The organism is Telluribacter sp., from assembly GCF_035998675.1.
GTDB lineage: Bacteria > Bacteroidota > Bacteroidia > Cytophagales > Spirosomataceae > Telluribacter.
Map to the genome: position 1 here is coordinate 373,472 of NZ_DASYHI010000024.1, position 22,711 is coordinate 396,182.

Genomic DNA, 22,711 nt, shown 5'->3' on the forward strand with positions numbered 1-22,711 from the left:
CGGCGTGCTCCCTTTCAGCTTTAATGTACCAAGAGCTGGTTCAAAGCTCCTTTATTTTGATATTACGAAAGGAAATGCCTTTGGACCAATCCTGCAGCGCCAAATGCCCTTTAGTGTGTTTTCCAAACTCCGGGAAAGTCTTGAAGTGGCTATCAGCTACCACCTGTTTCCAGCCTGCGGATGTCAGGTCTTCTTCTGCGGTAAGTACCCCGTTCAGATAAAATTGGATGTTTCCATCTTTCTGAGTAATACGTGACTGGTTCCATTGCCCGGCTGGTTTGTCCGGCGCCGGATTTTTCTGTGGGTAAAACCCGTACAGGCAGCCAGCCTGTTTGTTATCACTTGCCCCTTTGTCGTAGTGCGATTTTTCAAGTAACTGGTACTCCAGGCCGGAAGCCCAGGCTGTGGGAAGATCTTCTCTTTCTAAAACATTGATAAAGACACCGCTATTGCCAGCTTCGGAAATCTTCCATTCAAATTGAAGGTCATAGTCTTCATATTGCTGATCCGAAACCAAATCCCCATGTTCAACCTTATAATTATCTGGCATGCAGTAGAGCTCCCCATTCCGGACGGTCCAGGCCGACGTGACCTTGCCTTTATTATACAGGTGCCAGCCTTTAGTAGTCTTTCCGTCAAACAGGAGTTTCCATCCATCTTTCTTTTCCTGGGCTGTCAACTCATTGGGGTTAACGTCCGCGAATGAATAAAGTAAAAGACTACTACTTACCAGGGGCAGCAGGTACCAATACCGTTGGAATCTCATATTTGTTAATTTAAAAGTTATAGAATTGATATATTACAAATCTATATAATAATGTATACGATGGCAAAGGAGCTTTTTCTTCCGGCTAATGTGGCTTCGAAGGTAACTGAAAGAATAGATACTGTTTTCTCAGCTGGTAAATCCATTGTTTCTATTCCCAATTGTCCTAATTTAAAGTCATGCAGACAAAAATCTTTTTAACGGTAATTACATTTTGCTTCTTTGGAGCAGCACTGGCCCAGAACTTTGATAAACCTACCGTTAAGTCAAAGAACCAAACCTATAACGTAAAAAAAATGGAAAATACAGTTTTTCTTAATAATGAGAAAAAGGAGTTTACCGGCAAAAAGCCAAATTACAGATTGGACACTTTGAAATTGTCGGGATTGTCGTGGAAAGAAGCACAAATAGAAGTTACAAAAAAGGTAAAAGACTACTTGGTGAATCAACGAAACATTTCGCTTGAAACGCTGCCTAATGTTTTTACCCAATGGTATATCCTCAAAAATGGACAAATTAAAGAAGTGACGTTTATGTTTCCTCGGGACACTCCTTTAACGGCTCAGGATTTTGAGGAGATGGAAAAAATCATTACGCAAACCAAAATAGAGGTAACCCAGCCTCAGTTTTACCAGTCGGTCAACTTCATCCCCATTCATATTCCGTTTATCTGGAAACAGACGGTGCGGTGAGGTGGCTTGTTTTTGGCTGACTACCCAGCACGATAATCCACAATGGGATTGGCATACTTGAACTTAAAAAAACAAAAACGGCTCGTACTTTTCAGGTACGAGCCGTTTTTGCAATAGTAAGTACCAGCCTTTACACAGTTTCAGGTAGTACAAACGGCGCGCGGTACTTGCGGGTAAGCATGGCGTCGGCTTCCTTATCACCCACAAATTTCTCGGTTTTGGGGTCGAAGGTAAGGGCGCGGCCGGTGCGGTAGGCGATGTTGCCCAGGTGCGCCAGCCCCGACGACAGGTGAGCGGTCTCGACGGGTCCGTTCTGGATGGATGTGTCGCGGGCTACCACGGCGTCAATAAAGTTTTTGAAGTGGTCGCCACCGGCCTTGCGGGTAGGGCCCGGCTTGCGGTCACGGCCCAGGAAGGTTTCATAGAAGTCATAGCCTTTTACGACCATGTACCCTTCACTGCCGTAGAATATGTTTCCGATGTCTACGCCGTCTTCCTTGTTGGTCATCCAGGGGCGTACCTCAAACTCAATGATTTTTTTCTCTTTCGGGTAAATATAGGTAGATGAAAGTACCTCCGGAGTTTCCTGGCAGTCGTTCCACAGGAATTTACCACCGGCCGAAGTAATTTTCTCGGGGAAGCTATCTACACCCAGTCCCCACATGCACATATCCGTTTCGTGAATACCCTGGTTGCCAATGTCGCCGTTGCCGTAGTTCCAGTTCCAGTGCCAGTTGTAGTGTACATAGTTACGGGAGAAGGGCTTCATTTCGGCCGGACCGGTCCAGAGGTCATAGTTCAGGCCCGCTGGTACTGCCTCGGTACCTTTGTCGCCAATATCCGGACGCCACTTATACACCAGGCCCCGAGCCATGTACACATTCCCGATCAGGCCGTCGCGCAGGTGCTTTACAGCCTCTTTCATAGCCTCTGAGCTACGAAGCTGTACGCCGTGCTGTACAATGCGCTTGTACTTTTTGGCGGCGTCAATCATTTTGCGGCCTTCGGCAAAGTTATGCGAGCCGGGTTTCTCCACGTACACATCCTTGCCGGCCTGGCAGGCCCAGATGGTAGCCAGCGCGTGCCAATGGTTAGGCGTAGCAATACTCACTACGTCAATGGATTTATCTTCCAGTACCCGACGCAGGTCCTGTTCGGTCTTTACTTTTTTGCCTGCCTTGGCTTCAAATTCCTTCGCGCGGGTTTGAAGTACGGTGTTGTCCGGGTCGCAGAAAGTAGCCAGTTCAACATTACTTAGCTTTGAATAACCACTTACATGGTTCTGCCCGCGTCCGTTGAGGCCCAGTACCGCTACCCTGACTTTGTCATTGGCGCCAAACGCACTGGCCGGAATAATGGTAGGGATGGTGAGCACCGCAGCGGCACCCGCGGAGTTTTTGATAAATTCCCTGCGGGATAGGTGGTCCTGGTTCTTCATAAGGCAAGGTGATTAGGATAAAGCGTTGAAATCATTATACTTTATTCTATAAGACGACTAAGGAGCTATAACTACCTTAGGCAGAAGGAAAAAAAGTAATGGAAGTTTGGGCTTTATTCTAAAAAGAGGGGTCTGCACGCGTGCAAACCCCTCTTTTAGTGAGCTATTATTTTGTATGCTATAAAACCTTTATGCCCTGCTCCACCATGGCCCGTACGGCTTTGGCAATACCTTCGGGGTCAAAGCCACACTCGTGGTGCAGTTCTATTTGCTCGCCGTGCTCTACGATACGGTCGGGGATACCCAGCCGTTGCAGGCGGGAGGTATAGCCGTGGTCGGCCATAAATTCCAGCACGGCACTACCGAAGCCGCCGGGCAGGCAGCCATCTTCTACCGTAATAACCCGGTCAAACTTGCTGAAAACTTCGTGTAATAAAGCTTCGTCCAGAGGCTTTACAAACCGCATGTCGTAATGTGCCACGCTAATGCCTTCTTTGGCGAGCGTATCGCTAACTTCCACGGCGTAGTTTCCAACGTGACCAATACTCAGAATGGCGATGTCTTCCCCGTCACGTACCTTGCGGCCTTTACCCACCTGAATTTCTTCCAGAGGAGTGCGCCACTGCGGCATCACACCCTGACCTCTCGGGTACCGGATTGTAAAGGCCTGCTTACCTTTCTGGACCTTATCCAGCTGGGCGGTGTATAGCAGGTTACGGAGCTCCTGCTCATTCATGGGCGCCGATACGATCATATTCGGCAGGCAGCGCATGTAGGCAATGTCGTAGGCTCCGTGGTGCGTAGGGCCGTCGGCTCCCGCAAAGCCAGCGCGGTCGAGGCAGAAAATAACAGGCAGCTCCTGGATACACACATCGTGTACGACCTGGTCGTAGGCGCGCTGCATAAAGGTAGAGTAAATGTTGCAATACACTACCTCGCCGCGGGTAGCCATACCCGCCGAAAAAGTCACCGCGTGCTGCTCGGCAATACCTACGTCAAAGGCGCGGTCCGGCATGGCCTTCATCATGATATTCAGGGAAGAGCCTGACGGCATGGCTGGCGTAACACCCACTATGCGGGGGTTTTGTTCGGCCAGCTCTACCAGCGTATGACCAAAGACATCCTGGTACTTAGGTGCCTGGGGTGTATCGTATATTTTTTTCTGAATTTCTCCGGTTACCTTATCAAATAGCCCCGGTGCGTGCCACTTGGTCTGGTCTTTTTCGGCCGGGCCGTAGCCTTTGCCCTTGACGGTAATGCAGTGCAGGATTTTGGGACCGGGTATATCTTTCAGGTCGTTGAGTACAGCCGTGAGGTGGTCTATGTCGTGGCCGTCAATGGGGCCGAAGTACCGTAGGCCCAGCGACTCAAACAGGTTGCTCTGTCGCAGCAGGGCGCCCTTCATGGCGGTTTCAACCTTGGAGACAATTTCCTGTGCGCTTTTGCCGAAGGTGCTCATTTTACCCAGCAGGTTCCACACCTCATCCCGTACCTTGTTGTAGGTATGGGAGGTGGTAATGTCGGTCAGGTACTCTTTCAGAGCGCCCACGTTGGGGTCAATGGCCATGCAGTTATCATTCAGGATAATCAGCAGGTTTGAATCCGTAGAACCGGCGTGGTTCATCCCCTCAAAGGCCAGACCGGCGGTCATGGCTCCGTCGCCGATAATGGCGATGTGCTGGCGCTGGTAGTTTTCTTCCAGAGCTGAGGCCACGGCCATACCCAGCGCCGCCGAAATAGAGGTAGAAGAATGCCCTACCCCAAAGGTATCGTAAGGATTTTCTTTGCGTTTGGGAAAGCCCGACAGTCCGCCGTACATGCGGTTAGTCTTGAAGTTGTCGCGCCGGCCGGTCAGGATCTTGTGGCCATAAGCCTGGTGTCCTACGTCCCAAACCAGCTGGTCGTCGGGGGTATTGAACACATAATGGAGGGCCACCGTGAGTTCTACTACTCCCAGACTGGCACCAAAATGCCCACCATAGACCGATACATTATCTATTATGTATTGTCGAAGTTCATTACACACCTGGGGTAGTTGCGTACGGTCCAGCTTACGTAAATCTTCGGGTGAATCAATACTTGCCAGCAGCTTTCCGGGCGTAATGAGCATACCTCTTAGAGATTGGTTGTCAAATGTGTTGATGTAACTATCACTAGTTAAAAAGTGTTCAAAGTTAAGAAAAAGCAGGGGCATAGCAGCCTCCCTTTACTTTTGTTGACTGGCCCTGAACAATTTTTGTTTTTCCTCCTTGGTCAGGCTTTCGTAGCCCGACTTTGAAATCTTGTCCAGAATGGCGTCAATTTCGTCCTGATCGGGCATGGCTACGACTGAAGAAGACGGAGCGGAGGAGTAGAGGGTGGTACTGCGGTAAACCTGCTTCTCGCGGTACGTTACCCGCATGGGAGCACGCCGCCGGAACAACTTTTGCCAGGCCCCCATAACCGTATAAACGGGCTTGCCCAGGTCAGTACCTGTCTGTAACAGTTTTATAAAGGCGTATCCCAGCAGTGCGCCCCCCAGGTGCGCCAGGTTACCACCGGCATTGGGCCCGATGGATTGCGCCACCGAGAGTATGATATAGAAAAAAGCAATGTACTTGATCCGGATTGGGCCGATAAAGAGCAGGTTGAAGGTGTAGTTGGGCAGCAGGGTAGAAGCCGCTACCGCTACCGAGAAGGCCGCCGCCGAAGCCCCCAGCATGCGGGAGCCTACTACCTGAGCCTGAAAGTAAGGCAGCAGGTTGTAAATAGCCATGTAAATCAGTCCTCCCGTAATTCCTCCCAGAATATACAAAGCCACCAGCCGCCGGGCACCCAGGTACTCGTCAACCAGCCTGCCAAACCAGTAGAGGAAGAGCATGTTGAAGAGGATATGGAAGAAATCTTCGTGGGTGAAGAAATACGTAATAATAGTCCAGGGCTTGTAAATAAACGCTACGGGAGAAGCGGGAAGCCGGAGCATGTCAATCAACCACTGATATACATTGGATGACTGCCCCAGCGTAAAGATTACCTTAATCAGCAGCAACGACAGAAAGACTATCCCATTGATAAGGATAATCTTAATCAGGACATTGTCTGATTTAGAAAACTCTCTTCGGAAATCATCAAAAACTCCACTCATTGCTCAATAGAAATTTTTACTTCGGGTATTCCAGTACCTCAAAAGAATAAAGGCAAACACCATACCCCCGATGTGCGCAAAGTGGGCCACGTTGTCTGACTGAACATTCTGTATACCTGAATATAACTCATAAAGTCCATAAAAAGCTACAAAATATTTCGCTTTGACTGGAAACGGGAAAAACAAGAGGAAAATTTCGGTATTGGGGAATAATAATCCAAATGCCATCAAGATTCCGAATATAGCGCCCGAAGCGCCTACCATGGGGATATTCACCTGGTGCTGATAAAGACTCTGGGCAAAACTGACGCTAGTCTGAATAATACTACTATTGGTAGGGTTCTCCTCAAACTGGTTCAACAGGTCGAGGTTGCTCTGGTAGTAGTCTTTAGCATGCTTGCTCATAAAGTCCACCAGCCCTTCGGGCGTCGGATACTGAACATACGTCTGTACCGCCTCCCTCAGTTGCGTCATCTCAAAATATCCTATGACCGAAAACAGCAGTCCCGCGCCGATTCCGGTAAAAAAATAAAAGAATACAAACCGCTTGGGCCCCCACATCCGCTCCAGCATTGGTCCGAACATGAACAAACCAAACATATTCCCGAACAGGTGCCCAAAGCCGCCGTGCAGGAACATGTACGACACAAACTGGTAGGGCAGGAACGATGGCGACAGAAACGAGTAGAGGGCAAAACCCGGCGTCAGGTTGATAATATAAGCATCTAATATAAAAAATACAATATTCAGTATCAGTAAATTACGAACAACCGGTGTAAGCGTTAGCATGAATCTCCAGGACTATATATAAGTACTTAAGTAGTAACTGTTTCTATGTTGATTTCGTTTCGGCTACCCCTTAAACAAGCCGTTGAGCTTGTCCATGGTAAGCATAACGATAATCGGCTCACCGCCGGGGGTCCGGTTAGGGTCGGAGGAAGCAAAAAGCTGATCGATGAGGGTATTGATCTCGAGCAGGGACAGCCTGACGGCATAGCGCGCCGAAAAACGGCGGGCCAGCGAGCGCGACAGGCTATCGGGTTTGTTGAGTTTCAGGTCCGAGTAGCTTTGCTTAAGCTGCTCGATCAGCTCTTCAAACAGGTCCTGCTCACTTTCGTCGGGCAGGTCGGCCGGAATACCCCGTACGATCAGTTCATTGGGGCCAATTTCATCAAACTCAAAACCCAGGCTCCTGATTTCGTTCCGGGTTTCGCCTACCAGCTGCATATCAGCGGGCGACAACCGTACCGACTTCGGGAACAGCAGTTGCTGGCAGGCGCCGTTGCGCTTGGTGAGCATCTGGCGGTACCGTTCATACAAGATACGTTCGTAAGCGGCTTTCTGGTCAATAAGCATAACCCCTTCCTTTACCTGCGAAAGGATATACCGGTTGTGCAGCTGGAACAGAACGGCGTCTCCGTCGGGCGCCGTGATAGTCTCGGAGGCCAGCCGGTTCACCTTACTGGCTACGGTCATGGCCTGCTGCTTGTAGGAAGGCCGGGTAGCAACCGACGGGTCCAGTTCAATGGCTGCCTGCTGCACTTCCTCTTCCTCGGTCGACTTAAGCCCTTCAAATAGCTTGTTCCAGTTGGTGAGGTTACCACGCTGGCGCTGCGTATCGTTGTCTTTGGGCTGTGCCGCCCAGTCGGGCTGTACCGGACGGGGCGCCGGAGAAGGAGAGGTTTTGGGGCTGATACGCGGGACGAGAAAATTAACGTTATCCTCGAAGTCGATCGGGGGCGTCATATTATAAACCCCTACGGCCTTCTTGACCGCCGCCATAATTATAGCGTATACCGAGCGCTCATCATCAAATTTGATCTCGGTTTTGGTGGGGTGAATGTTGATATCAACGTGGGAGGGGTCAATTTCTATGAAGAGTACATAGAAAGGATGGCTCCCTTCCGGAATAGTACCGTCGTAGGCACTGATGATGGCATGGTGCAGGTAACTATGCTTGATATAACGCTCATTAACGAAGAAAAACTGCTCGCCGCGCGTCTTGCGGGCAAACTCGGGCTTGCCGATGTAGCCCCGCACGCTGATGTAGGAAGTATCTTCCTGGCAGAAGGCGAGCTGCTCCCGGTAATTCTTGCCGAACATATCCACGATACGCCGTACGAGCTTGCCCGGGTACAGGTTAAAAATTTCGACGTCATTATGGTAAAGCGAAAATCCTACTTCCGGATGCGCCAGCGCCACCCGTTGAAATTCATCCAGAATATGCCGCATCTCTACCGAATTGGACTTAAGAAAATTGCGGCGGGCGGGTACGTTGAAAAAAAGATTTTTTACCAGCAGATTGGTACCGGGCAGGGTAGCGACCGACTCCTGTAGCTTTACGTCCGAGCCTTCAATCCGGATCAGAGTACCCAGCTCGTCATCGGCCCGGCGGGTGCGCAGCTCTACCTGAGCCACCGCCGCAATGGACGCCAGGGCTTCGCCCCTAAACCCCATAGTCCGGATACGAAACAAGTCGTCGGAGTTCCTGATTTTGGACGTAGCGTGGCGCTCAAAACACATGCGGGCGTCGGTTTCGGACATGCCGTCGCCGTCGTCAATAATCTGAATAAGTACTTTGCCCGCGTCACGAATAATAACCTGAATGTTGTGGGCGTGGGCATCCACCGAGTTCTCAAGGAGCTCTTTGACAACAGAAGCCGGCCGCTGCACTACCTCTCCCGCCGCGATCTGATTAGCAATCGAATCCGGTAGTAAATGTATGATATCAGAGGTAGTCATTCCGCAAAGTTGGTTGAGCTTGGTTACGTTAACAAATTAACAACATTATTTTGTAAGGTGATAGTATCTTTTTTACAGCTGGTAGCAACATCTGCAATAAAGATTTGGTATATAAAAAAATGAGCATTATTTTTGATTTATTGAAGAACGTTGTCGTCTTCTGGTATAGCATTGTGAGAGTGAAATTGCGTTTATGAAAAGAATGTTACTACTAAAATCCCTTCTGTGATGAAGATACCCGGTTCAAAAAAGTTTAACCACTCCCGAGCCCTGCAGTGGTTAATTTTCCTGCCCATTATTTTGCCGCTGTGTATTGTTTTTGGTGCCGTTCAGGGCATCATGATGACGGTAGAAAAAATGGTCCACCGCATGTGGCTGGACCTGGATTTATAGCGTCTGCCGCTGCCTCACACGGGCCGGTGAAGGTTGAACAGGTGACTGACGGGAAAGCCCTGCTATCCTGAGACAGCTCCTGAGAAAGGATTTAACACTATAAATTTACCGCCTGAATAGCCCGCCCATGCGGGCTATCATTCTTTTCTCGAACTGCCAGAAAAATTCAAATTTGCCGAAGAGCCACCCCCAGGCTAGCAGCACGACCTGGTACAGGGGTAGGATAACAAAGATATTGGCGGTCCAGCGGAGCCAGGTAGCGGCTTCGGTGAGTCCAACCCAATCAAAAAGCGCCCGCTTGATGTACATAATCGAAAAGCCGGTGCAGGCAAACACTAGCAGGATAACGGCTACATCCCAGCCGCTCTGAACGTTCCAGCGAAGCTTAAGTTTCTCCCACATACTTTTATTCGTAGAGAAAGCCCAGGTTCTCGTCTTTGATTACTTCGTCATCGAGGGACAGAAACTCCTCCCAGAACGGATTAGCCGGCACCCCCGCCCGGCAGATAAGCGGCTCTTTTTTGACCGGATGCACAAAGTAAAGGCGGCGCGCGTGCAGGTTGATACTACCGTCCGGATTCCCCCTCGGGTAGCCGTACTTGACATCGCCCCGGATGGGGCAGTTCATGCTGGCCAGCTGTACCCTGATCTGGTGCGGACGACCCGTAACAGGCGTCACTTCCAGCAGATGATGCTTGTTAACTTCACCCAGTACCCGGTACGACAGCTCAGCGCGTTGGGTACCGGGGGCTTCGTAGTCAAAAGCAGTCGTTACATTGCGGGACTCGTCTTTGGATAGCCAGTGTACCAGCTTCCCTTTGGGCTCGGGAGGGCGGTTACGTACTATGGCCCAGTAAATTTTCTGGACGTCACGCTTCCTGAACAGCTCGTTCATGCGTTCCAGCGCCTTGGAAGTACGGGCAAATACCACCAGCCCGCTTACCGGGCGGTCCAGGCGGTGTACAGTACCCAGAAACACCGCGCCGGGCTTCTGGTACTTGTCGGCAATATAGTCTTTGACCAGGTCCAGCAGGCAGGCATCGCCGGTGGCGTCGCCCTGTACGAGTATACCCGGTTCTTTGTTGACCACTATCAGGTGGTTGTCTTCGTATATTACCTGAAAAGGATATTTTGCCATATCAGTACGATTCTTTTTCGTTGGGGAAAGACCGGCCTTTCACATCGCCCACGTAGTTGGAAATAGCCTCGTGTACAATGCCGTTCAGGTCTGCGTAGCGTCGCAGGAAGCGCGGTTTAAACTCTTTGGTAAGGCCCAGCAGGTCGTGTAGTACCAGAATCTGCCCGTCGGCATGCGGGCCAGCCCCAATGCCAATGGTAGGTATGGTAATACTTTCCGACACCTGTTTGGTAAGCGCCGAAGGAATTTTTTCCAGTACTACCGCAAAGCAACCGGTTTCGTCGAGCATTTGGGCGTCTTCCAGCAGTTTCTGTGCTTCGGCTTCGCCCTTGGCCCGTACGGTATAGGTGCCAAATTTATAAATAGACTGCGGGGTAAGCCCCAGGTGCCCCATAACGGGTACGCCGGCGCTGAGAATACGGATAATCGACTCCCTTACTTCCAGGCCTCCTTCCAGCTTCACCGCGTGAGCCCCCGACTCTTTCATGATGCGGATGGCCGAGCGAAGCGCCTCTTCGGAATTGCCCTGGTAAGAACCAAAAGGTAAGTCTACCACCACCAGCGCCCGCTTTACGGCCCGCACCACCGAGGCCGCGTGGTAAATCATCTGGTCCAGCGTAATGGGAAGGGTAGTTTCGTGACCGGCCATGACGTTGGAAGCTGAGTCCCCCACCAGTATCAGCTCAATACCGGCGGCGTCGACAATACCAGCCAGGGAGTAATCGTAGGCGGTCAGACAGGAAATCTTTTCGCCCCGGTGTTTCATCTCCTGGATGATATGGGTCGTGACCCGTTTTATATCGTTTTTATGTACGGACATAAGGCTTTAGTTAACGTTCAGACGGGCGGGGCCGTCTGCCATTGGTTTAGTAAGCTCTGGTCCCTCACAACAAGGTACCACCTGATACCAAAGGGTGTATGATAGCTGATTACCGCCGCAGGAGCCACTGCTCCGGATTGAGTCGGGTTGTATTTTTCCAGATCTGGAACTGCAGTTCAGAGGTACCATCGCTGTCGGTAGCTACGGTGCCTATGGGCTCGCGGGCTTTCACTTTCTGCCCCGTGCGGACCGACACGTTCTGCATTTTAGCGTATACGGTCATGTAGTCGCCGTGCTGAATAGCTACTACATTGCCCATACCGGGCATATCGGTCACGTCCAGTACCACCCCGTCGTACACGGCCCGTACAGATTCGCCGTTGCTGGTCTGGATGTCCACCCCCAGATTATCGACCACTACTCCCTTCAGAACCGGGTGGGCCTTACGACCGAAGTGGTCCGACACGAAACCTTTTACGGGCCAGGGCAGGCGCGCCTGCGAGGCGGTAAAAGAAGACGCCAGGGCCACCTCTTCGTTGGTCATCCCTCCCGTATTGGCGGGCTCCGCCTTTTCGGCGGCAGGGGCTTCGGCTACTACCGCCGGCGTTTCACCGTTTCTGGCGGCTCTTTCCCGCTCCGCCTTTTCCCGGGCCAGCCGCTCCCGCTCGGCTCTTTCTCTAGCTGCCCGCTCCCGGCGCTCCCGTTCGGCGCGCTCGCGCATCTCGCGCTCTACCAGTCGGCGGAGCGTAGATTCTAGCTGATTGGCCGCGCGGCGGCTGGCGGCCAGCTCAGCCCGGAGCTGGGTTTCCCGCTGGGATAGTTCCTTTACCACCTCGTCCTGCGTTGCCTTGAGGGTTTCCAGCTTTTGGGCTTCCCCCACGCGGGTCGTAAGTACCTTTTGCTGTTGCTGCTTTTTGGAAGTAATGCGTTCGCGCTTTTGGGCCAGTTGCTGCTGTACCTCTTCCATCTGCTTCACCTGCCCCTGCCGGGCTTCGGTGTATTGCTTCAGGTACTTGTAGCGAAGTACAAACTGATTGAACGTAGAAGCCGAGAAAAGAAAAACCAGCTGGTTGAGATAGGCGTTGCGCTTGGAAGCTTCGTAGATCATCTGGCCGTACTCTTTTTTAAGCTTTACCAGATCATTATCCAGTTCGCGGCGGGCTTCTTCCAGGTTACGCAGTTCGGTATCCAGCAGCTGCAGGTCATCCGAAAGCAGATCTATCTGTTTTTTTTGGGTCGTAATCTGCTGGTTTAACGCTCGCAGTTGGCCTACGCTTACCTTTTTTTCGGAAGAGGTTTTCTGCAGGATTCCCTGTATCTCTTTCATCTTATCCTGGTTCTCCCGCTTTTCCCGTTCGAGCTGCTGACGGCTTTTCTGGGCAAAGGCTCCGATGCTGCTGATGGCCGTCAGGAGCAGGATAAAAAGAAAACCACGATGTAGGGTACTATGAAAACGCATGATACTAGTTCTTAGGAGTGCTTAACCCCTTCTTATCGGCAAAGGTAAGCAGAGTTGGGAGTTTAGCCCTAACCTATCCTTTTTAATCCCCTATTTACTACTTTCTTTTATAACTGGCGGGTATTGTAAACGGAAATCCGGGCGGGGTGTCCGTTAGTTCTACCTTGCTGTGTTTGATACGAATGACCGTCTGGTAATATTGCTGATCCTGGGGCGACTGCACATCCAGAGTAATCAGGCTGGTGTACGGAAATAAGTAGTTACTCAGCTCTTTAAAGTCTTCGTAGTCCAGGGTCAGGGAGTTGCGGGAAGGCTGTTCAACGGCCTGGAGGCGCCGGAGTTTTCGGTTTTTTTCGCCAATGTAGTTATCAATCATAATGCGGCCTTCCTTCTGGCGAAGTAACAGGTAGTCTTTTTCGCGGCGGATTTTCTGATCGGGCTCGCGGGGAAGCGGCAGGTTGCCCAGGATCAGGGACTGTAACAGCGGAAAGCTCAGCTCGAAGTTGAACTGGCGGCTGAGCTGCTGGTAATCATAAACAAAGTACTCTTTGTGAAATTTATCCTGAAAAATAATAGAATCGGGGGTAATGATACCGCGTGCTACCTCAAAGCCAGCCCCGGTAACCGATAGCCAGATGATGCTATCTTTCTTCATCCGAAGATTTACGTTGGCGTTGTCTATATTCTGCGTGCGGCTCTTAAAAGAAAACTTGGAGCGGGCCAGCAGGTAGTTGTAGTTGATTTCTTCTACCTGAATATTGATTTTATTTCCTTCCTCGGCGGCCCGGTTAGCCAGGGAATCCACCCGAACGGAATCGGCCGTGGTTACCTTTACTGAATCTGTTTTAACAAGTACTTCACTTTGGGTAGACCGGGTGCGGGGCTTATGGCAAGCGGTAAGCCACAAGCAGCCGAGCGCCCCCAGCCACCAGCTAATCTTACTGTTCATGCAGGGTTCCCGTTGTGATTTTTTTATCGATCTGATCACTTGCCTCGCCCATGGATTTGGCTTTTTTCCACTGCTCTACGGCCTTCTCCCGCTCTCCCAACTGGAACAGCACGTCGCCGTAATGCTCAATGATGGTACCACTCACACTTTCTTTTAGTTGAATGGCTTTTTCCAAATGTTGTTTAGCTTTTTTGTATTCTTTACGCGTGTACAGTACCCAGGCGTAGGTATCCAGGAAAGTAGGGTTGTTTTGATTGCGCTGCACCAGCCTTTCAGACATCTGCAGGGCCAGGTCGAGTTTTTCTTTTCGGAGGGAAAGGAAATAACTGTAATTATTCAGGACATGGTCATTATTGGGGTCTTCCTTAAGGGCCAGATCATAGGAAGAGTCGGACTTGGAGTGATCGCCCAGGCCGTTGTAGGCGTCGCCCAACTGCGCATTGATAACCGGGATCAGCTGCGGGTTGTTGTTGATAAGCTTCCGGCTTTCTTCCAGGGCGGCTACCGCTTTCTTATAGTTGCGCTTAACCAGGTGAGCCGAGCCGTTGGAGTACCAGAACATACCCTGATTGGGGAACATTTCCAGGGCCTGCTCCGAGTGGACCAGCAGACTGTCTACATGATTGAGTTCGCCATCAAGCTGTAGTACTGCTCCCCATACTTCAAACACGGAGCCGTCGACCCGGGCCGCTTTGCTGTACATATCACGCGCTTCGGCCTTGCGGTTGTGCTGCACGAGAAGGTCCGCGTACAGGACAAGGGCACGGGCTTCGTTGGGGTGTGTATCTACGAGCTGTTTGGATAGTTGTAACGCTTCGTTCCGGTCTTTGTCGGTCTTCAGCATAGACAGGTAGCCCGACAGTACCCTTACTTTAGGCTCGGCGTCAAGGTTGGGGTTGGAAAATACTATCCGCAGCTCCCTGTTACATTTCTCAACGTCCCCTTTACGGCGGTAAATATCCGCCAGCAGTACGTGGGCCTGCGCTTCGTCGGGATTGAGCCGGAGCGCCTCCTCGAGCGGCGCAATAGCGTCATTAACTAATTCGTTGGCAATGAGCAGCTCCGCTAACTCTATTCGGTACGAAACCTCGTTGGACTCGGCAGTAATCAGCTTTCGGGCCTCGTCAATAGCCTTGTTGAGCTTGTTCTGCCGAAGGTACAGCTGCTGTTTCTGGTGAATGACTTCTTCGGTTACCCCAATGGATTTCTCCATCTGGTCGTAGGTAGCAATTGCCTTATCAAACTGGTCATTAAATACATACACGGCCGCCAGTTCAATTCCGTACTGTATGTTGGCGGGGTCCTGTTTGAGCAGCGCTTCGTAGATAAGAGCCGCCTCGCTGTATTTGCGCCGTTTGCTGTATATTTCAGCCAGTTGCTGAGCGTAAAAGCGGTTTGACGGGTCCAGTTCGTACGCCTTCATGGCACTTTGGCTGGCGTCATCCAGCCGCTCGAGCTTCATGAGAGCAGTAGCCATAAGGTAATGACCGGCAGGATCAGCGGGACTTTGCTTCACCAGTTTTTCAAAGATCGGAAGCGCCCGAACCGGCTCGTCCATCATCATGTACTTCATGCCATCGGCCGTCAGGCTCTCTTCTTCCAGCCGAAAGCCGGAGGAGGCAGAGGTACTTACTTTTTCCTTATCGCGTGCTGCTTTGGACCGGCGTTGGGCATTGGTTTCCTCCGCGCCGGAAAAGATCAGCAGGCCCACCAGTACGGCTATTTTCAAATATTCTGTCCTCATATCTACTAATTATCATACCCAGCTTCCTGTGGATTAGCTTTCAGTACCAAACAAATATATAGTATTTAGGTGGGTTACGCAGAAGAACTACTCATGGCATTGACTGATTTAACTGAAAAAGTACCGGATTATTGTTTCGAAGCGACCCATAAACAGCACCGGAGAGTACCTTTTACTTTATTATTATATTAATAAGTCAACGTAGCGGCTGAGGTTGTAGTGTACCGGCCAGGTCTCCTAAGTACTTGCTTCAGAGCATGGCCATGGTAAAGTGATCAACCATCTCATCAGGATGCACCTCCAGTACATTGGCCAGCACGAGCAGTACCAGTGTACGGGAAGCCATGTTTCGGGGAATGCCCGCCGTAGAAGCAAATGAGTCTACCGTTACGCTTTTCTGTTTATCGAGTAGCTGCATGAGCGTACGTTCTTTTTCTCCGTACTGGAAGCGTACATCGCGTTCCTGGCGGGCCCGCCGCATAATTTCGCGCATTTCCCAACTTGCCTGTACCGAGCGGTCGGCTACGCGCACGTAGGCCCGCCGCTTGCCCTGCTCGTCCAGTACATAGTGGGGTTTGTCGGGGCTGTGAGGGATATGAAACACCAGCACATCCCGCTCGTCGGTCAGGGGTACTCTTTCTATGCGGTACCTGATCTGGGGGGTACAATATTTTTCAATGGCGCGCACCAGAATATACTCATCTTCGTCGGCGTACTTAAGACCTTTGACCGTTTTGTCATCCCCAACCCCAATCAGCAGCTTACCGCCTCCGGAGTTGGCAAAGGCTACGATTTCTCGGACAATTCGTTCGGGATGGTTGGACTTCAATTTGAATTCCAGATGGTCCCCCTCTCCTTGCCTTACTAACTCTTTAAGCGATCGAACATCCATTACCTGGTCGGAATTGAGGCCTGTGCTATTTAAAGGTAAGGATTTCCTTACTTTTCAAAAAGCGATAAAAGAAATATATTTTATTAACAATCTTTGCCTACAAATCGTTTTTTGAAGGTGAGCCGGATGGACCGAAACAGGAATATTTTTTGGAATTAGCTCACGAATCTAACCCTCGGAAATACGGATAATGGAGCAACTTACAAATGTACTATTGATGCTGGGGACTTTCCTGCTGATGGAAGGCTTCGCCTGGTTTACCCACAAGTATATCATGCACGGGCCCATGTGGAGCTGGCATGAGTCACACCATGCTCCCCACAAAAGCTGGTGGGAAAAGAATGATCTGTTCAGTGTGATTTTTGGAGTAGTAGCTACGGCTACCATTATAATAGGGTCGGAGGTACCTTCCCTGCGGCCACTTATGTGGATAGGCTTTGGCGTGACACTCTACGGCCTGTCGTACTTTATATTTCACGATATACTGGTACACCGCCGGATCAGGCTCAGTTTTAAACCCCGGAGCCGCTACATGAAGCGCATTATGAAGGCGCACTACGTTCACCACAAGGTACACGTTCGGGAAGGGGCAGAAGCTTTCGGGTTTTTGTATGCTCCTAAAAAGTACGAACGCGCCAGCCTTAGAAAGGCTGACGGTTCAGCGGCTGACGGCTCAGCGGCTGACGTTTCAGCGGCTGACGTCTTAGTGGATACCCCCAAAGAATAGATCAACCAATATATTGAAACACAAGCGGCGCCATAAAGGGCGCCGCTTGTGTTTCAATATTCGTCTTCGTTGAAGAAGAAATCTTCCTTGGTGGGATAATCCGGCCAGATTTCCTCGATGCTTTCATAGGGCTGCCCGTCGTCTTCCAGTTCCTGTAGGTTTTCTACTACCTCTAATGGTGCTCCGGTACGAATGGCGAAGTCAATTAGCTCATCTTTGGTAGCTGGCCATGGCGCATCTTCAAGGTACGATGCTAGTTCAAGTGTCCAGTACATAGTAAAGTCTTTTCGATTAAATGATACGAAAAATTTTTGGAGTGCAAAAGTATGAAAATTTGCTTCTCTCGGTAATCTTTAACAAGATTTTATAGAAAAAATTTTTGATTGTAAAAAATATTTTTCTATGTCCGATTAATCGTCTGATTTAAAGGTATCTAACTATTTAATAAAAAAACAAAATCCTGGCAATTTTCTTTTATCGCCCTCCCTGGTGTACCAGGTCGGCACCGTTTCAGGGTTTGTTTTTTTGCTTATTACCTACTAAAAGAATTTCCTATCCGAAATGTTTACTATTTTTCAGATTTTAAACCCCAATTCCTGATTAGCAGCCAATGATCATTGAAGTATGCGCCTATTCGCTGGAATCGTGCCTTAATGCTCAACTGGCGGGAGCCGGACGGATAGAACTTTGCGGAGGACTGGGAGAAGGAGGTACTACTCCCAGCGCCGGCCTGATTGCGCTGGTGCGGGAGCAGCTGCGGCTGCCCCTGTACGTTATGATTCGCCCGCGCGGAGGAGATTTTGTCTACGATAAACACGAGCTGGAGGTTATGCGGCGCGACATAGATACAGCCCGCCGGCTGGGTGCCGACGGACTGGTACTGGGTGTACTGAAGCCCGACGGCCGCGTGGATGTACCAGGTACCCGCGAGCTGATAAAGCGGGCGGCTCCTCTGGGCGTCACCTTTCACCGGGCTTTTGACCTGACCCCCGATCCTCTGGAAGCCCTCGAAATGGCACTTGATAGCGGGGCCGAGCGCATCCTGACCTCCGGCCAGAAACCCACGGCCCCGCAGGGGCGGAAAGTACTGGCTCAACTCGTGGAGCAGGCCGACGGCCGGATAGAAATCATGGCCGGAGGGGGGGTACATGCTGAAAATGCTCCGTTACTTCTGTCCGCCGGGGTACATGCCCTGCACCTTACCGGAAAAGCCTTCCGTCCGGGCCGACAGACCTACTTTCCGGCCGATATATCCATGGCGGGCGAAGTACCCGACGAACGAAGTATACTGTACACGGACCCTTTGCGGATTAAATCGCTGGTCGAGGCCGTTAAACGGATAGAATCGGAGCGGTAAGCTCTTTTGTTTCTTTTATCATATAACCCTCTTATGAAAATTGTAAAAGCATTCTTAAGTGTAATTATTACAATAGGTTTGGTTTACGCGCTTAGTCGCTCCTGGGGGCCGGTACCCGCTCTGGGTCCTTTTGTAAGCCCCTTTACCGGCTTTTGGCAAAATGGAGAAACCCTACGCTCCGATGACTCCACGGTAGTAGAGCTAAAGCTGGACAGCCTGCGCGAGGAGGTTGCTATCCGCTTCGACGACATAGGAGTGCCGCATATCTTTGCAAAAAACAATTACGATCTTTACTACGCCCAGGGGTACATAACGGCCAAGGACCGCCTCTGGCAGATGGACCTGCAGACCCGCGCCGCCGCCGGGCGGCTGTCGGAAGTACTGGGACCGGCAACGCTGGAGATGGACCGGCAGAACCGGCGCCTGGGACTGGGCTACGGAGCCGAGGCCAATCTGAAGCTGGCGCTGAGTAACCCTGACTCCCGGGAAGCCATGCTGGCCTATACGGCGGGTGTTAACGAGTACATCCGGCAACTGGCACCGAAGGATTACCCCGTGGAGTTTAAACTACTGGGTTACGCACCGGAGCCCTGGGAGCCGGTCAAATGTATGCTGATGCTAGAGCAGATGACCCTGACGCTGGCCGGTCGGGCGGATGACCTCAGGATGTCCAATATTCTGAAAACCTACGGAAAGCAGGTAGTAGACGACCTTTTTCCGAACTATCCGGTTTTTCAGGAAAGCCCCATTATACCCGAAGGTACTCCGCTGGATTTTACACCCCTGCCGCTTCCGGCCCCGCCCCGGGATGTACTACCGGCTGATTCAACGATCATTGTAGACCGCTCCGCTCTATCTGAGCGGCCCGTGGAAGGGCTGGGCAGTAACAACTGGGCTATCGCGGCCGAGAAATCCCTCACCGGATACCCCATTCTGGCCAATGACCCGCACCTGGAGCTCACCCTGCCTTCCATCTGGTACCAGGTACAGCTATCAGGCCCGGATGTTAATGTGTACGGAGTGTCGCTGCCGGGCATACCCAGCGTTATTATTGGGTTTAATAAAAATGTAGCCTGGGGCGTAACCAACGTAGACGCCGACGTGATGGACCTGTACGAGGTCCGCTTTGGCGATGAGGCCCGTACCAGTTACTGGCACGACAACCAGTGGAAGCCAACCAGCAAGCGGGAGGAACTCATACGGGTAAAAGGGCAGGAACCCGTGCGGGAAGAAGTGGTTTATACCCACCACGGCCCCGTAGCCTATTACCAGGGCGAAAAGCACCACGGACCCACCATGGCCGTAAAGTGGATCGGGCACGAGCCTGGTAACAACTTCCTGACGTTTCACGCGCTCAATCGTGCTACTAACTACGATGATTACCGCCAGGCGCTCACGCATTACGTGGGCCCGGCCCAGAATTTCGTATTCGCAGATAATAGTAAAAACATCGGGATTACCGTCAATGGTAAGTTTCCGTTGAAATGGAAGCAGCAGGGCAAGTTTCTGCTCGACGGTGGCAATCCGGCCCACGACTGGCAGGGCTGGATACCCATGGAACAGAATCCGCACGTGCGTAACCCGGCCCGCGGCTTTGTCAGCTCGGCCAATCAGTCGTCGGTGGACCCTTCGTATCCTTACTACATTAACTGGCGGCAGGCTCCGTCGGAGCGGGGCGTCCGGATCAATGAGCGGCTACAGGCCATGAACGGGGCTACTGCCGACAGCCTGCGAATGCTGCAGAATGATAACTTCAATGTACTGGCCCGGAACGTACTGCCTACTTTACTCAGGTACGTGAAAGCAGTACCTCTGACTGCTACCCAAAAAGCAACGGTACACACACTGGAACAGTGGGACTACCAGAACCAGCCTACCTCGGTGGCGGCCTCTATTTTTGAAGAGTGGTACCCAACCCTGGCGGACGCTATCTGGAAAGATGAATTCTCGTCGGACTCGCTTGGTATGCGCTACCCGACGCGCGACCGCACCTTATACATGTTAATTAACCAGCCCGATGCCCGCTGGTTCGATAACGTCCGGACCCCCGCCCGCGAAACCATTCAGGATGTAGTAGCGGGTAGTTTCAAGGCGGCTTTGGATACCCTAGGCATACACCACGGCCCCATGGGCCCAAAGTGGCAGTGGGCGCTGGTAAAAGATACCGAGATACGACACCTGACCCGGATGCTGAAACCCTTCAACGCACTGCCCGTCCGGAATGGCGGCGGTGGAAGTATCGTCAATGCCACCAGCAAGCACCACGGTCCCTCGTGGCGGATGGTGGTGGAGCTGGGGCCGGAGCCGAAAGCCTACGGTATTTATCCGGGTGGGCAGTCGGGCAATCCGGGCAGCCCCTACTACCTCAACCTGCTCGAAAAGTGGGAAAAAGGGGAGTTGAATGAATTGTTGTACCTGCAGTCGCCGGACCAGAACCACCCCCGGCTTACTTCCAGGGTAGTAATGAAGAAAAATTAAACGATAGCAATTATGGAATTTATAGTAATACTCGTTCTGGCGGCCCTCCTCCAATTTTTTTTGCCCTGGTGGGTCATAGCGCTGGTGCCGTTTCTGGTTTGTATGTGGCTGTCCAAAAACGGGTGGCGGGCCTTCTTCTTCAGCCTGGTAGCGGTAGGGGTACTGTGGCTGGGGTACGCCTGGTACCTGCACAACCAGACCGCCGGTGTCATGTCTGACCGCATCTCCCGGATCTTCTTCCTGCCCAATGGCCTGGCTATGGCTGGTGTGGCGGCTTTGATAGGCGGCCTGGTGGCAGGATTTGCCGGTCTGGCGGGCTTCCAGCTTAAAAATATGTTTAGGAAGAAAGACCAGTTGGTGTACCGCCGGTAGCTTTCGAAAAAGTTGTAAGTAGCACAAAACCAAATTAATGCCGCATGTATAAACCATGCTATACAAATTAGTATATTTGCGGCTCTTTTAAAAAACCATTTACCCCAAAACAATTAAAGTATCGTGAACAATAACACTTCTCTTATCTGGAACATTGTGCTGACTGTGGCGTTGGCGGTATTGTACTTTTTGCATTTTTCCGGAGGTAGATCGGGTTCGGCCGGTGCTACCGACTCATCAGGCATCGGTGGACGGCGCATTGTGTACGTACAGGTAGATTCACTTTTGAGTAATTACGAGTTTTTTAAGGATACCAAGAAAGAACTGGAAAGTAAGCGTTTCCAGCTGGAAAATGATTTGACAACCCGGGGCCGCTCCCTGGAAAACGAGATTGCTTTCTTTCAGCAGCGCGCGCAAACCATGACGCTGGATCAGGCCCGCTCGACCGAAGCGCAGCTTATGAAAAAGCAGCAGGACCTTGTACAGTACCGCGACCGTTCGGCGCAGCAGCTGGCTCAGGAAGAAGCTAACAAAAACGAAATGCTGTATAACCAGATTCAGCAGTACATAAAGCAGTACAACGAAGACAACCAGTATGAGTACGTACTGGGCTATACGCAGGGTGGGGGTATTCTTTACGCTGATAGTACCCTGAATGTTACTCAGAAAATGCTTCAAGGTCTAAATAAGGCCTATACGGCCAAAAATGGTGGTGCTGCCGCCAAGAAAGACTCCACTGCCAAGAAATAATCTTTAAAGCTGGAGAGAAGTACGAAGTACAGAATTCAACAGAAAGGGCGGCTGAACATGTTCAGCCGCCCTTTCTGTTTTACAAGGTACCTGACGGGGAACCTTGTATATTAATTTTTATACTACGCTCGAAGTCATTTTGGCTCCCAGGTACTCGCGGTTGGTGCGGGCTATGGTATCCAGTGAAATTTCTTTTGGGCACTCAGCCGAGCAGGCACCCATATTGGTACAGGCACCAAAACCTTCCGCATCCATCTGGGCAATCATTTTTTCGGCCCGTATCTTGCGTTCGGCCTGACCCTGTGGCAACAAAGCCAGCTGCGAAATTTTGGCCGAAACAAAGAGCATGGCCGAGGCATTTTTACAGGCGGCTATGCAGGCACCACAGCCAATGCAGGAGGCGGCCATAAAAGCATCGTCGGCATTTTCTTTGGGTACCGGTATACTGTTAGCATCCTGCGCATTACCGGTATTGACCGACACAAAGCCACCCGAGGCTATGATACGGTCCAAAGCGGCACGATCCGTTACCAAATCTTTTATAACCGGAAATGCAACCGCCCGCCAGGGTTCAATGACAATAGTATCTCCACTTTTAAACGAGCGCATGTGCAGCTGGCAGGTAGCTACTCCTTTTAACGGACCGTGGGGACGGCCGTTGATGTACATGGAGCAACTTCCACAAATACCTTCGCGACAATCATGATCAAAGGCTACGGGTTCTTTGCCTTCGTGGACGAGCCGCTCGTTGAGCACGTCCAGCATTTCTAAAAACGACATATCCGGCGAGATGTCACTTACTTCGTAGGTTACAAAATCACCCTCTGTACTTTTATTTTTCTGTCTCCAAACATTTAGAGTGAGGTGCAT

22 protein-coding genes are annotated in these 22,711 nt (G+C 51.2%); 7 read left to right on the forward strand and 15 right to left on the reverse strand.

All coding sequences use genetic code 11. The annotated features are described in order from the left end of the window. Positions 1-40: 40 nt before the first annotated feature. Positions 41-766, reverse strand: coding sequence for a DUF1080 domain-containing protein (locus tag VGN67_RS23285; RefSeq protein ID WP_327489726.1), 726 nt, complete (start codon positions 764-766; stop codon positions 41-43). A 179-nt stretch (positions 767-945) separates the two neighbouring features. Between VGN67_RS23285 and VGN67_RS23290 the strand changes: the two genes are divergently transcribed. Further along, positions 946-1,458, forward strand: coding sequence for a hypothetical protein (locus VGN67_RS23290; protein WP_327489728.1), 513 nt, complete (start codon positions 946-948; stop codon positions 1,456-1,458). A 130-nt stretch (positions 1,459-1,588) separates the two neighbouring features. Here VGN67_RS23290 and VGN67_RS23295 read toward each other — a convergent pair whose 3' ends face one another. The 5 genes from VGN67_RS23295 to mutL all read right to left on the reverse strand — a co-directional run bounded on the left by VGN67_RS23295 (position 1,589) and on the right by mutL (position 8,762). Further along, complete coding sequence (locus tag VGN67_RS23295) at positions 1,589-2,896, reverse strand: Gfo/Idh/MocA family oxidoreductase (protein ID WP_327489730.1); 1,308 nt, start codon at positions 2,894-2,896, stop codon at positions 1,589-1,591. Positions 2,897-3,074: 178 nt separating this feature from the next. Next, positions 3,075-5,006: a 1-deoxy-D-xylulose-5-phosphate synthase gene (dxs, locus tag VGN67_RS23300; protein ID WP_327489732.1), complete on the reverse strand. Its 1,932-nt coding sequence runs from the start codon at positions 5,004-5,006 to the stop codon at positions 3,075-3,077. A gap of 96 nt (positions 5,007-5,102) precedes the next feature. Then, complete coding sequence (locus tag VGN67_RS23305; protein WP_327489734.1) at positions 5,103-6,020, reverse strand: rhomboid family intramembrane serine protease; 918 nt, start codon at positions 6,018-6,020, stop codon at positions 5,103-5,105. 3 nt (positions 6,021-6,023) lie between these two features. After that, positions 6,024-6,809, reverse strand: a complete 786-nt coding sequence (locus VGN67_RS23310) for a rhomboid family intramembrane serine protease (protein ID WP_327489736.1) — start codon at positions 6,807-6,809, stop codon at positions 6,024-6,026. A 63-nt stretch (positions 6,810-6,872) separates the two neighbouring features. Beyond that, positions 6,873-8,762 carry a DNA mismatch repair endonuclease MutL gene (gene mutL / locus VGN67_RS23315; RefSeq protein WP_327489738.1) on the reverse strand — a complete coding sequence of 630 codons (1,890 nt, stop codon included), beginning with the start codon at positions 8,760-8,762 and terminating at the stop codon, positions 6,873-6,875. A 228-nt stretch (positions 8,763-8,990) separates the two neighbouring features. Between mutL and VGN67_RS23320 the strand changes: the two genes are divergently transcribed. Next, on the forward strand, positions 8,991-9,155 hold the full coding sequence (locus tag VGN67_RS23320) for a hypothetical protein (RefSeq protein ID WP_327489740.1): 165 nt from the start codon (positions 8,991-8,993) through the stop codon (positions 9,153-9,155). Positions 9,156-9,260: 105 nt separating this feature from the next. Here VGN67_RS23320 and VGN67_RS23325 read toward each other — a convergent pair whose 3' ends face one another. From VGN67_RS23325 to VGN67_RS23355, 7 genes are all read right to left on the reverse strand, one after another. Further along, the gene (locus VGN67_RS23325) at positions 9,261-9,557 is read right to left on the reverse strand and encodes a DUF6787 family protein (RefSeq protein ID WP_327489742.1); all 297 of its coding nucleotides are present in this window, start codon (positions 9,555-9,557) and stop codon (positions 9,261-9,263) included. 4 nt (positions 9,558-9,561) lie between these two features. Then, on the reverse strand, positions 9,562-10,293 hold the full coding sequence (locus VGN67_RS23330) for an RluA family pseudouridine synthase (RefSeq protein WP_327489744.1): 732 nt from the start codon (positions 10,291-10,293) through the stop codon (positions 9,562-9,564). 1 nt (position 10,294) lies between these two features. Beyond that, complete coding sequence (gene panB / locus VGN67_RS23335; protein ID WP_327489746.1) at positions 10,295-11,113, reverse strand: 3-methyl-2-oxobutanoate hydroxymethyltransferase; 819 nt, start codon at positions 11,111-11,113, stop codon at positions 10,295-10,297. Between the two features lie 109 nt (positions 11,114-11,222). Further along, positions 11,223-12,572 carry a murein hydrolase activator EnvC family protein gene (locus VGN67_RS23340; RefSeq protein ID WP_327489748.1) on the reverse strand — a complete coding sequence of 450 codons (1,350 nt, stop codon included), beginning with the start codon at positions 12,570-12,572 and terminating at the stop codon, positions 11,223-11,225. 97 nt (positions 12,573-12,669) lie between these two features. After that, positions 12,670-13,521: a DUF4292 domain-containing protein gene (locus VGN67_RS23345; RefSeq protein ID WP_327489750.1), complete on the reverse strand. Its 852-nt coding sequence runs from the start codon at positions 13,519-13,521 to the stop codon at positions 12,670-12,672. Further along, complete coding sequence (locus tag VGN67_RS23350; RefSeq protein ID WP_327489752.1) at positions 13,511-15,265, reverse strand: tetratricopeptide repeat protein; 1,755 nt, start codon at positions 15,263-15,265, stop codon at positions 13,511-13,513. The genes VGN67_RS23345 and VGN67_RS23350 overlap by 11 nt, the downstream gene beginning before the upstream one ends. A gap of 250 nt (positions 15,266-15,515) precedes the next feature. Further along, a complete protein-coding gene (locus VGN67_RS23355) occupies positions 15,516-16,157 on the reverse strand; it encodes an ATP-binding protein (RefSeq protein WP_327489754.1) in 642 nt (213 codons plus the stop codon). A gap of 190 nt (positions 16,158-16,347) precedes the next feature. Between VGN67_RS23355 and VGN67_RS23360 the strand changes: the two genes are divergently transcribed. Next, a complete protein-coding gene (locus VGN67_RS23360) occupies positions 16,348-16,884 on the forward strand; it encodes a beta-carotene hydroxylase (protein ID WP_327489756.1) in 537 nt (178 codons plus the stop codon). Positions 16,885-16,937: 53 nt separating this feature from the next. On the opposite strand, the gene VGN67_RS23365 is transcribed toward VGN67_RS23360, so the two are convergent. Then, positions 16,938-17,159, reverse strand: a complete 222-nt coding sequence (locus tag VGN67_RS23365; protein ID WP_132122348.1) for a DUF2795 domain-containing protein — start codon at positions 17,157-17,159, stop codon at positions 16,938-16,940. Positions 17,160-17,494: 335 nt separating this feature from the next. Here VGN67_RS23365 and VGN67_RS23370 point away from each other — a divergent pair, with 335 nt between their 5' ends. From VGN67_RS23370 to VGN67_RS23385, 4 genes are all read left to right on the forward strand, one after another. Next, positions 17,495-18,241, forward strand: a complete 747-nt coding sequence (locus tag VGN67_RS23370) for a copper homeostasis protein CutC (RefSeq protein WP_327489764.1) — start codon at positions 17,495-17,497, stop codon at positions 18,239-18,241. Between the two features lie 33 nt (positions 18,242-18,274). Further along, on the forward strand, positions 18,275-20,719 hold the full coding sequence (locus VGN67_RS23375) for a penicillin acylase family protein (protein ID WP_327489766.1): 2,445 nt from the start codon (positions 18,275-18,277) through the stop codon (positions 20,717-20,719). A 12-nt stretch (positions 20,720-20,731) separates the two neighbouring features. Continuing rightward, the gene (locus tag VGN67_RS23380; RefSeq protein ID WP_327489768.1) at positions 20,732-21,091 is read left to right on the forward strand and encodes a hypothetical protein; all 360 of its coding nucleotides are present in this window, start codon (positions 20,732-20,734) and stop codon (positions 21,089-21,091) included. Positions 21,092-21,214: 123 nt separating this feature from the next. Then, the gene (locus VGN67_RS23385) at positions 21,215-21,841 is read left to right on the forward strand and encodes an OmpH family outer membrane protein (protein ID WP_327489770.1); all 627 of its coding nucleotides are present in this window, start codon (positions 21,215-21,217) and stop codon (positions 21,839-21,841) included. A gap of 117 nt (positions 21,842-21,958) precedes the next feature. On the opposite strand, the gene VGN67_RS23390 is transcribed toward VGN67_RS23385, so the two are convergent. Continuing rightward, a complete protein-coding gene (locus VGN67_RS23390) occupies positions 21,959-22,711 on the reverse strand; it encodes a succinate dehydrogenase/fumarate reductase iron-sulfur subunit (RefSeq protein WP_327489772.1) in 753 nt (250 codons plus the stop codon).

Coding starts and splice junctions, on each gene's coding strand:
- VGN67_RS23285 (WP_327489726.1), bottom strand. CDS start 766: ATGAGATTCCAACGGTATTGGTACCTGCTGCCCCTGGTAAGTAGTAGT.
- VGN67_RS23290 (WP_327489728.1), top strand. CDS start 946: ATGCAGACAAAAATCTTTTTAACGGTAATTACATTTTGCTTCTTTGGA.
- VGN67_RS23295 (WP_327489730.1), bottom strand. CDS start 2,896: ATGAAGAACCAGGACCACCTATCCCGCAGGGAATTTATCAAAAACTCC.
- dxs (WP_327489732.1), bottom strand. CDS start 5,006: ATGCTCATTACGCCCGGAAAGCTGCTGGCAAGTATTGATTCACCCGAA.
- VGN67_RS23305 (WP_327489734.1), bottom strand. CDS start 6,020: ATGAGTGGAGTTTTTGATGATTTCCGAAGAGAGTTTTCTAAATCAGAC.
- VGN67_RS23310 (WP_327489736.1), bottom strand. CDS start 6,809: ATGCTAACGCTTACACCGGTTGTTCGTAATTTACTGATACTGAATATT.
- mutL (WP_327489738.1), bottom strand. CDS start 8,762: ATGACTACCTCTGATATCATACATTTACTACCGGATTCGATTGCTAAT.
- VGN67_RS23320 (WP_327489740.1), top strand. CDS start 8,991: ATGAAGATACCCGGTTCAAAAAAGTTTAACCACTCCCGAGCCCTGCAG.
- VGN67_RS23325 (WP_327489742.1), bottom strand. CDS start 9,557: ATGTGGGAGAAACTTAAGCTTCGCTGGAACGTTCAGAGCGGCTGGGAT.
- VGN67_RS23330 (WP_327489744.1), bottom strand. CDS start 10,293: ATGGCAAAATATCCTTTTCAGGTAATATACGAAGACAACCACCTGATA.
- panB (WP_327489746.1), bottom strand. CDS start 11,113: ATGTCCGTACATAAAAACGATATAAAACGGGTCACGACCCATATCATC.
- VGN67_RS23340 (WP_327489748.1), bottom strand. CDS start 12,572: ATGCGTTTTCATAGTACCCTACATCGTGGTTTTCTTTTTATCCTGCTC.
- VGN67_RS23345 (WP_327489750.1), bottom strand. CDS start 13,521: ATGAACAGTAAGATTAGCTGGTGGCTGGGGGCGCTCGGCTGCTTGTGG.
- VGN67_RS23350 (WP_327489752.1), bottom strand. CDS start 15,265: ATGAGGACAGAATATTTGAAAATAGCCGTACTGGTGGGCCTGCTGATC.
- VGN67_RS23355 (WP_327489754.1), bottom strand. CDS start 16,157: ATGGATGTTCGATCGCTTAAAGAGTTAGTAAGGCAAGGAGAGGGGGAC.
- VGN67_RS23360 (WP_327489756.1), top strand. CDS start 16,348: ATGGAGCAACTTACAAATGTACTATTGATGCTGGGGACTTTCCTGCTG.
- VGN67_RS23365 (WP_132122348.1), bottom strand. CDS start 17,159: ATGTACTGGACACTTGAACTAGCATCGTACCTTGAAGATGCGCCATGG.
- VGN67_RS23370 (WP_327489764.1), top strand. CDS start 17,495: ATGATCATTGAAGTATGCGCCTATTCGCTGGAATCGTGCCTTAATGCT.
- VGN67_RS23375 (WP_327489766.1), top strand. CDS start 18,275: ATGAAAATTGTAAAAGCATTCTTAAGTGTAATTATTACAATAGGTTTG.
- VGN67_RS23380 (WP_327489768.1), top strand. CDS start 20,732: ATGGAATTTATAGTAATACTCGTTCTGGCGGCCCTCCTCCAATTTTTT.
- VGN67_RS23390 (WP_327489772.1), bottom strand. CDS start 22,711: ATGCACCTCACTCTAAATGTTTGGAGACAGAAAAATAAAAGTACAGAG.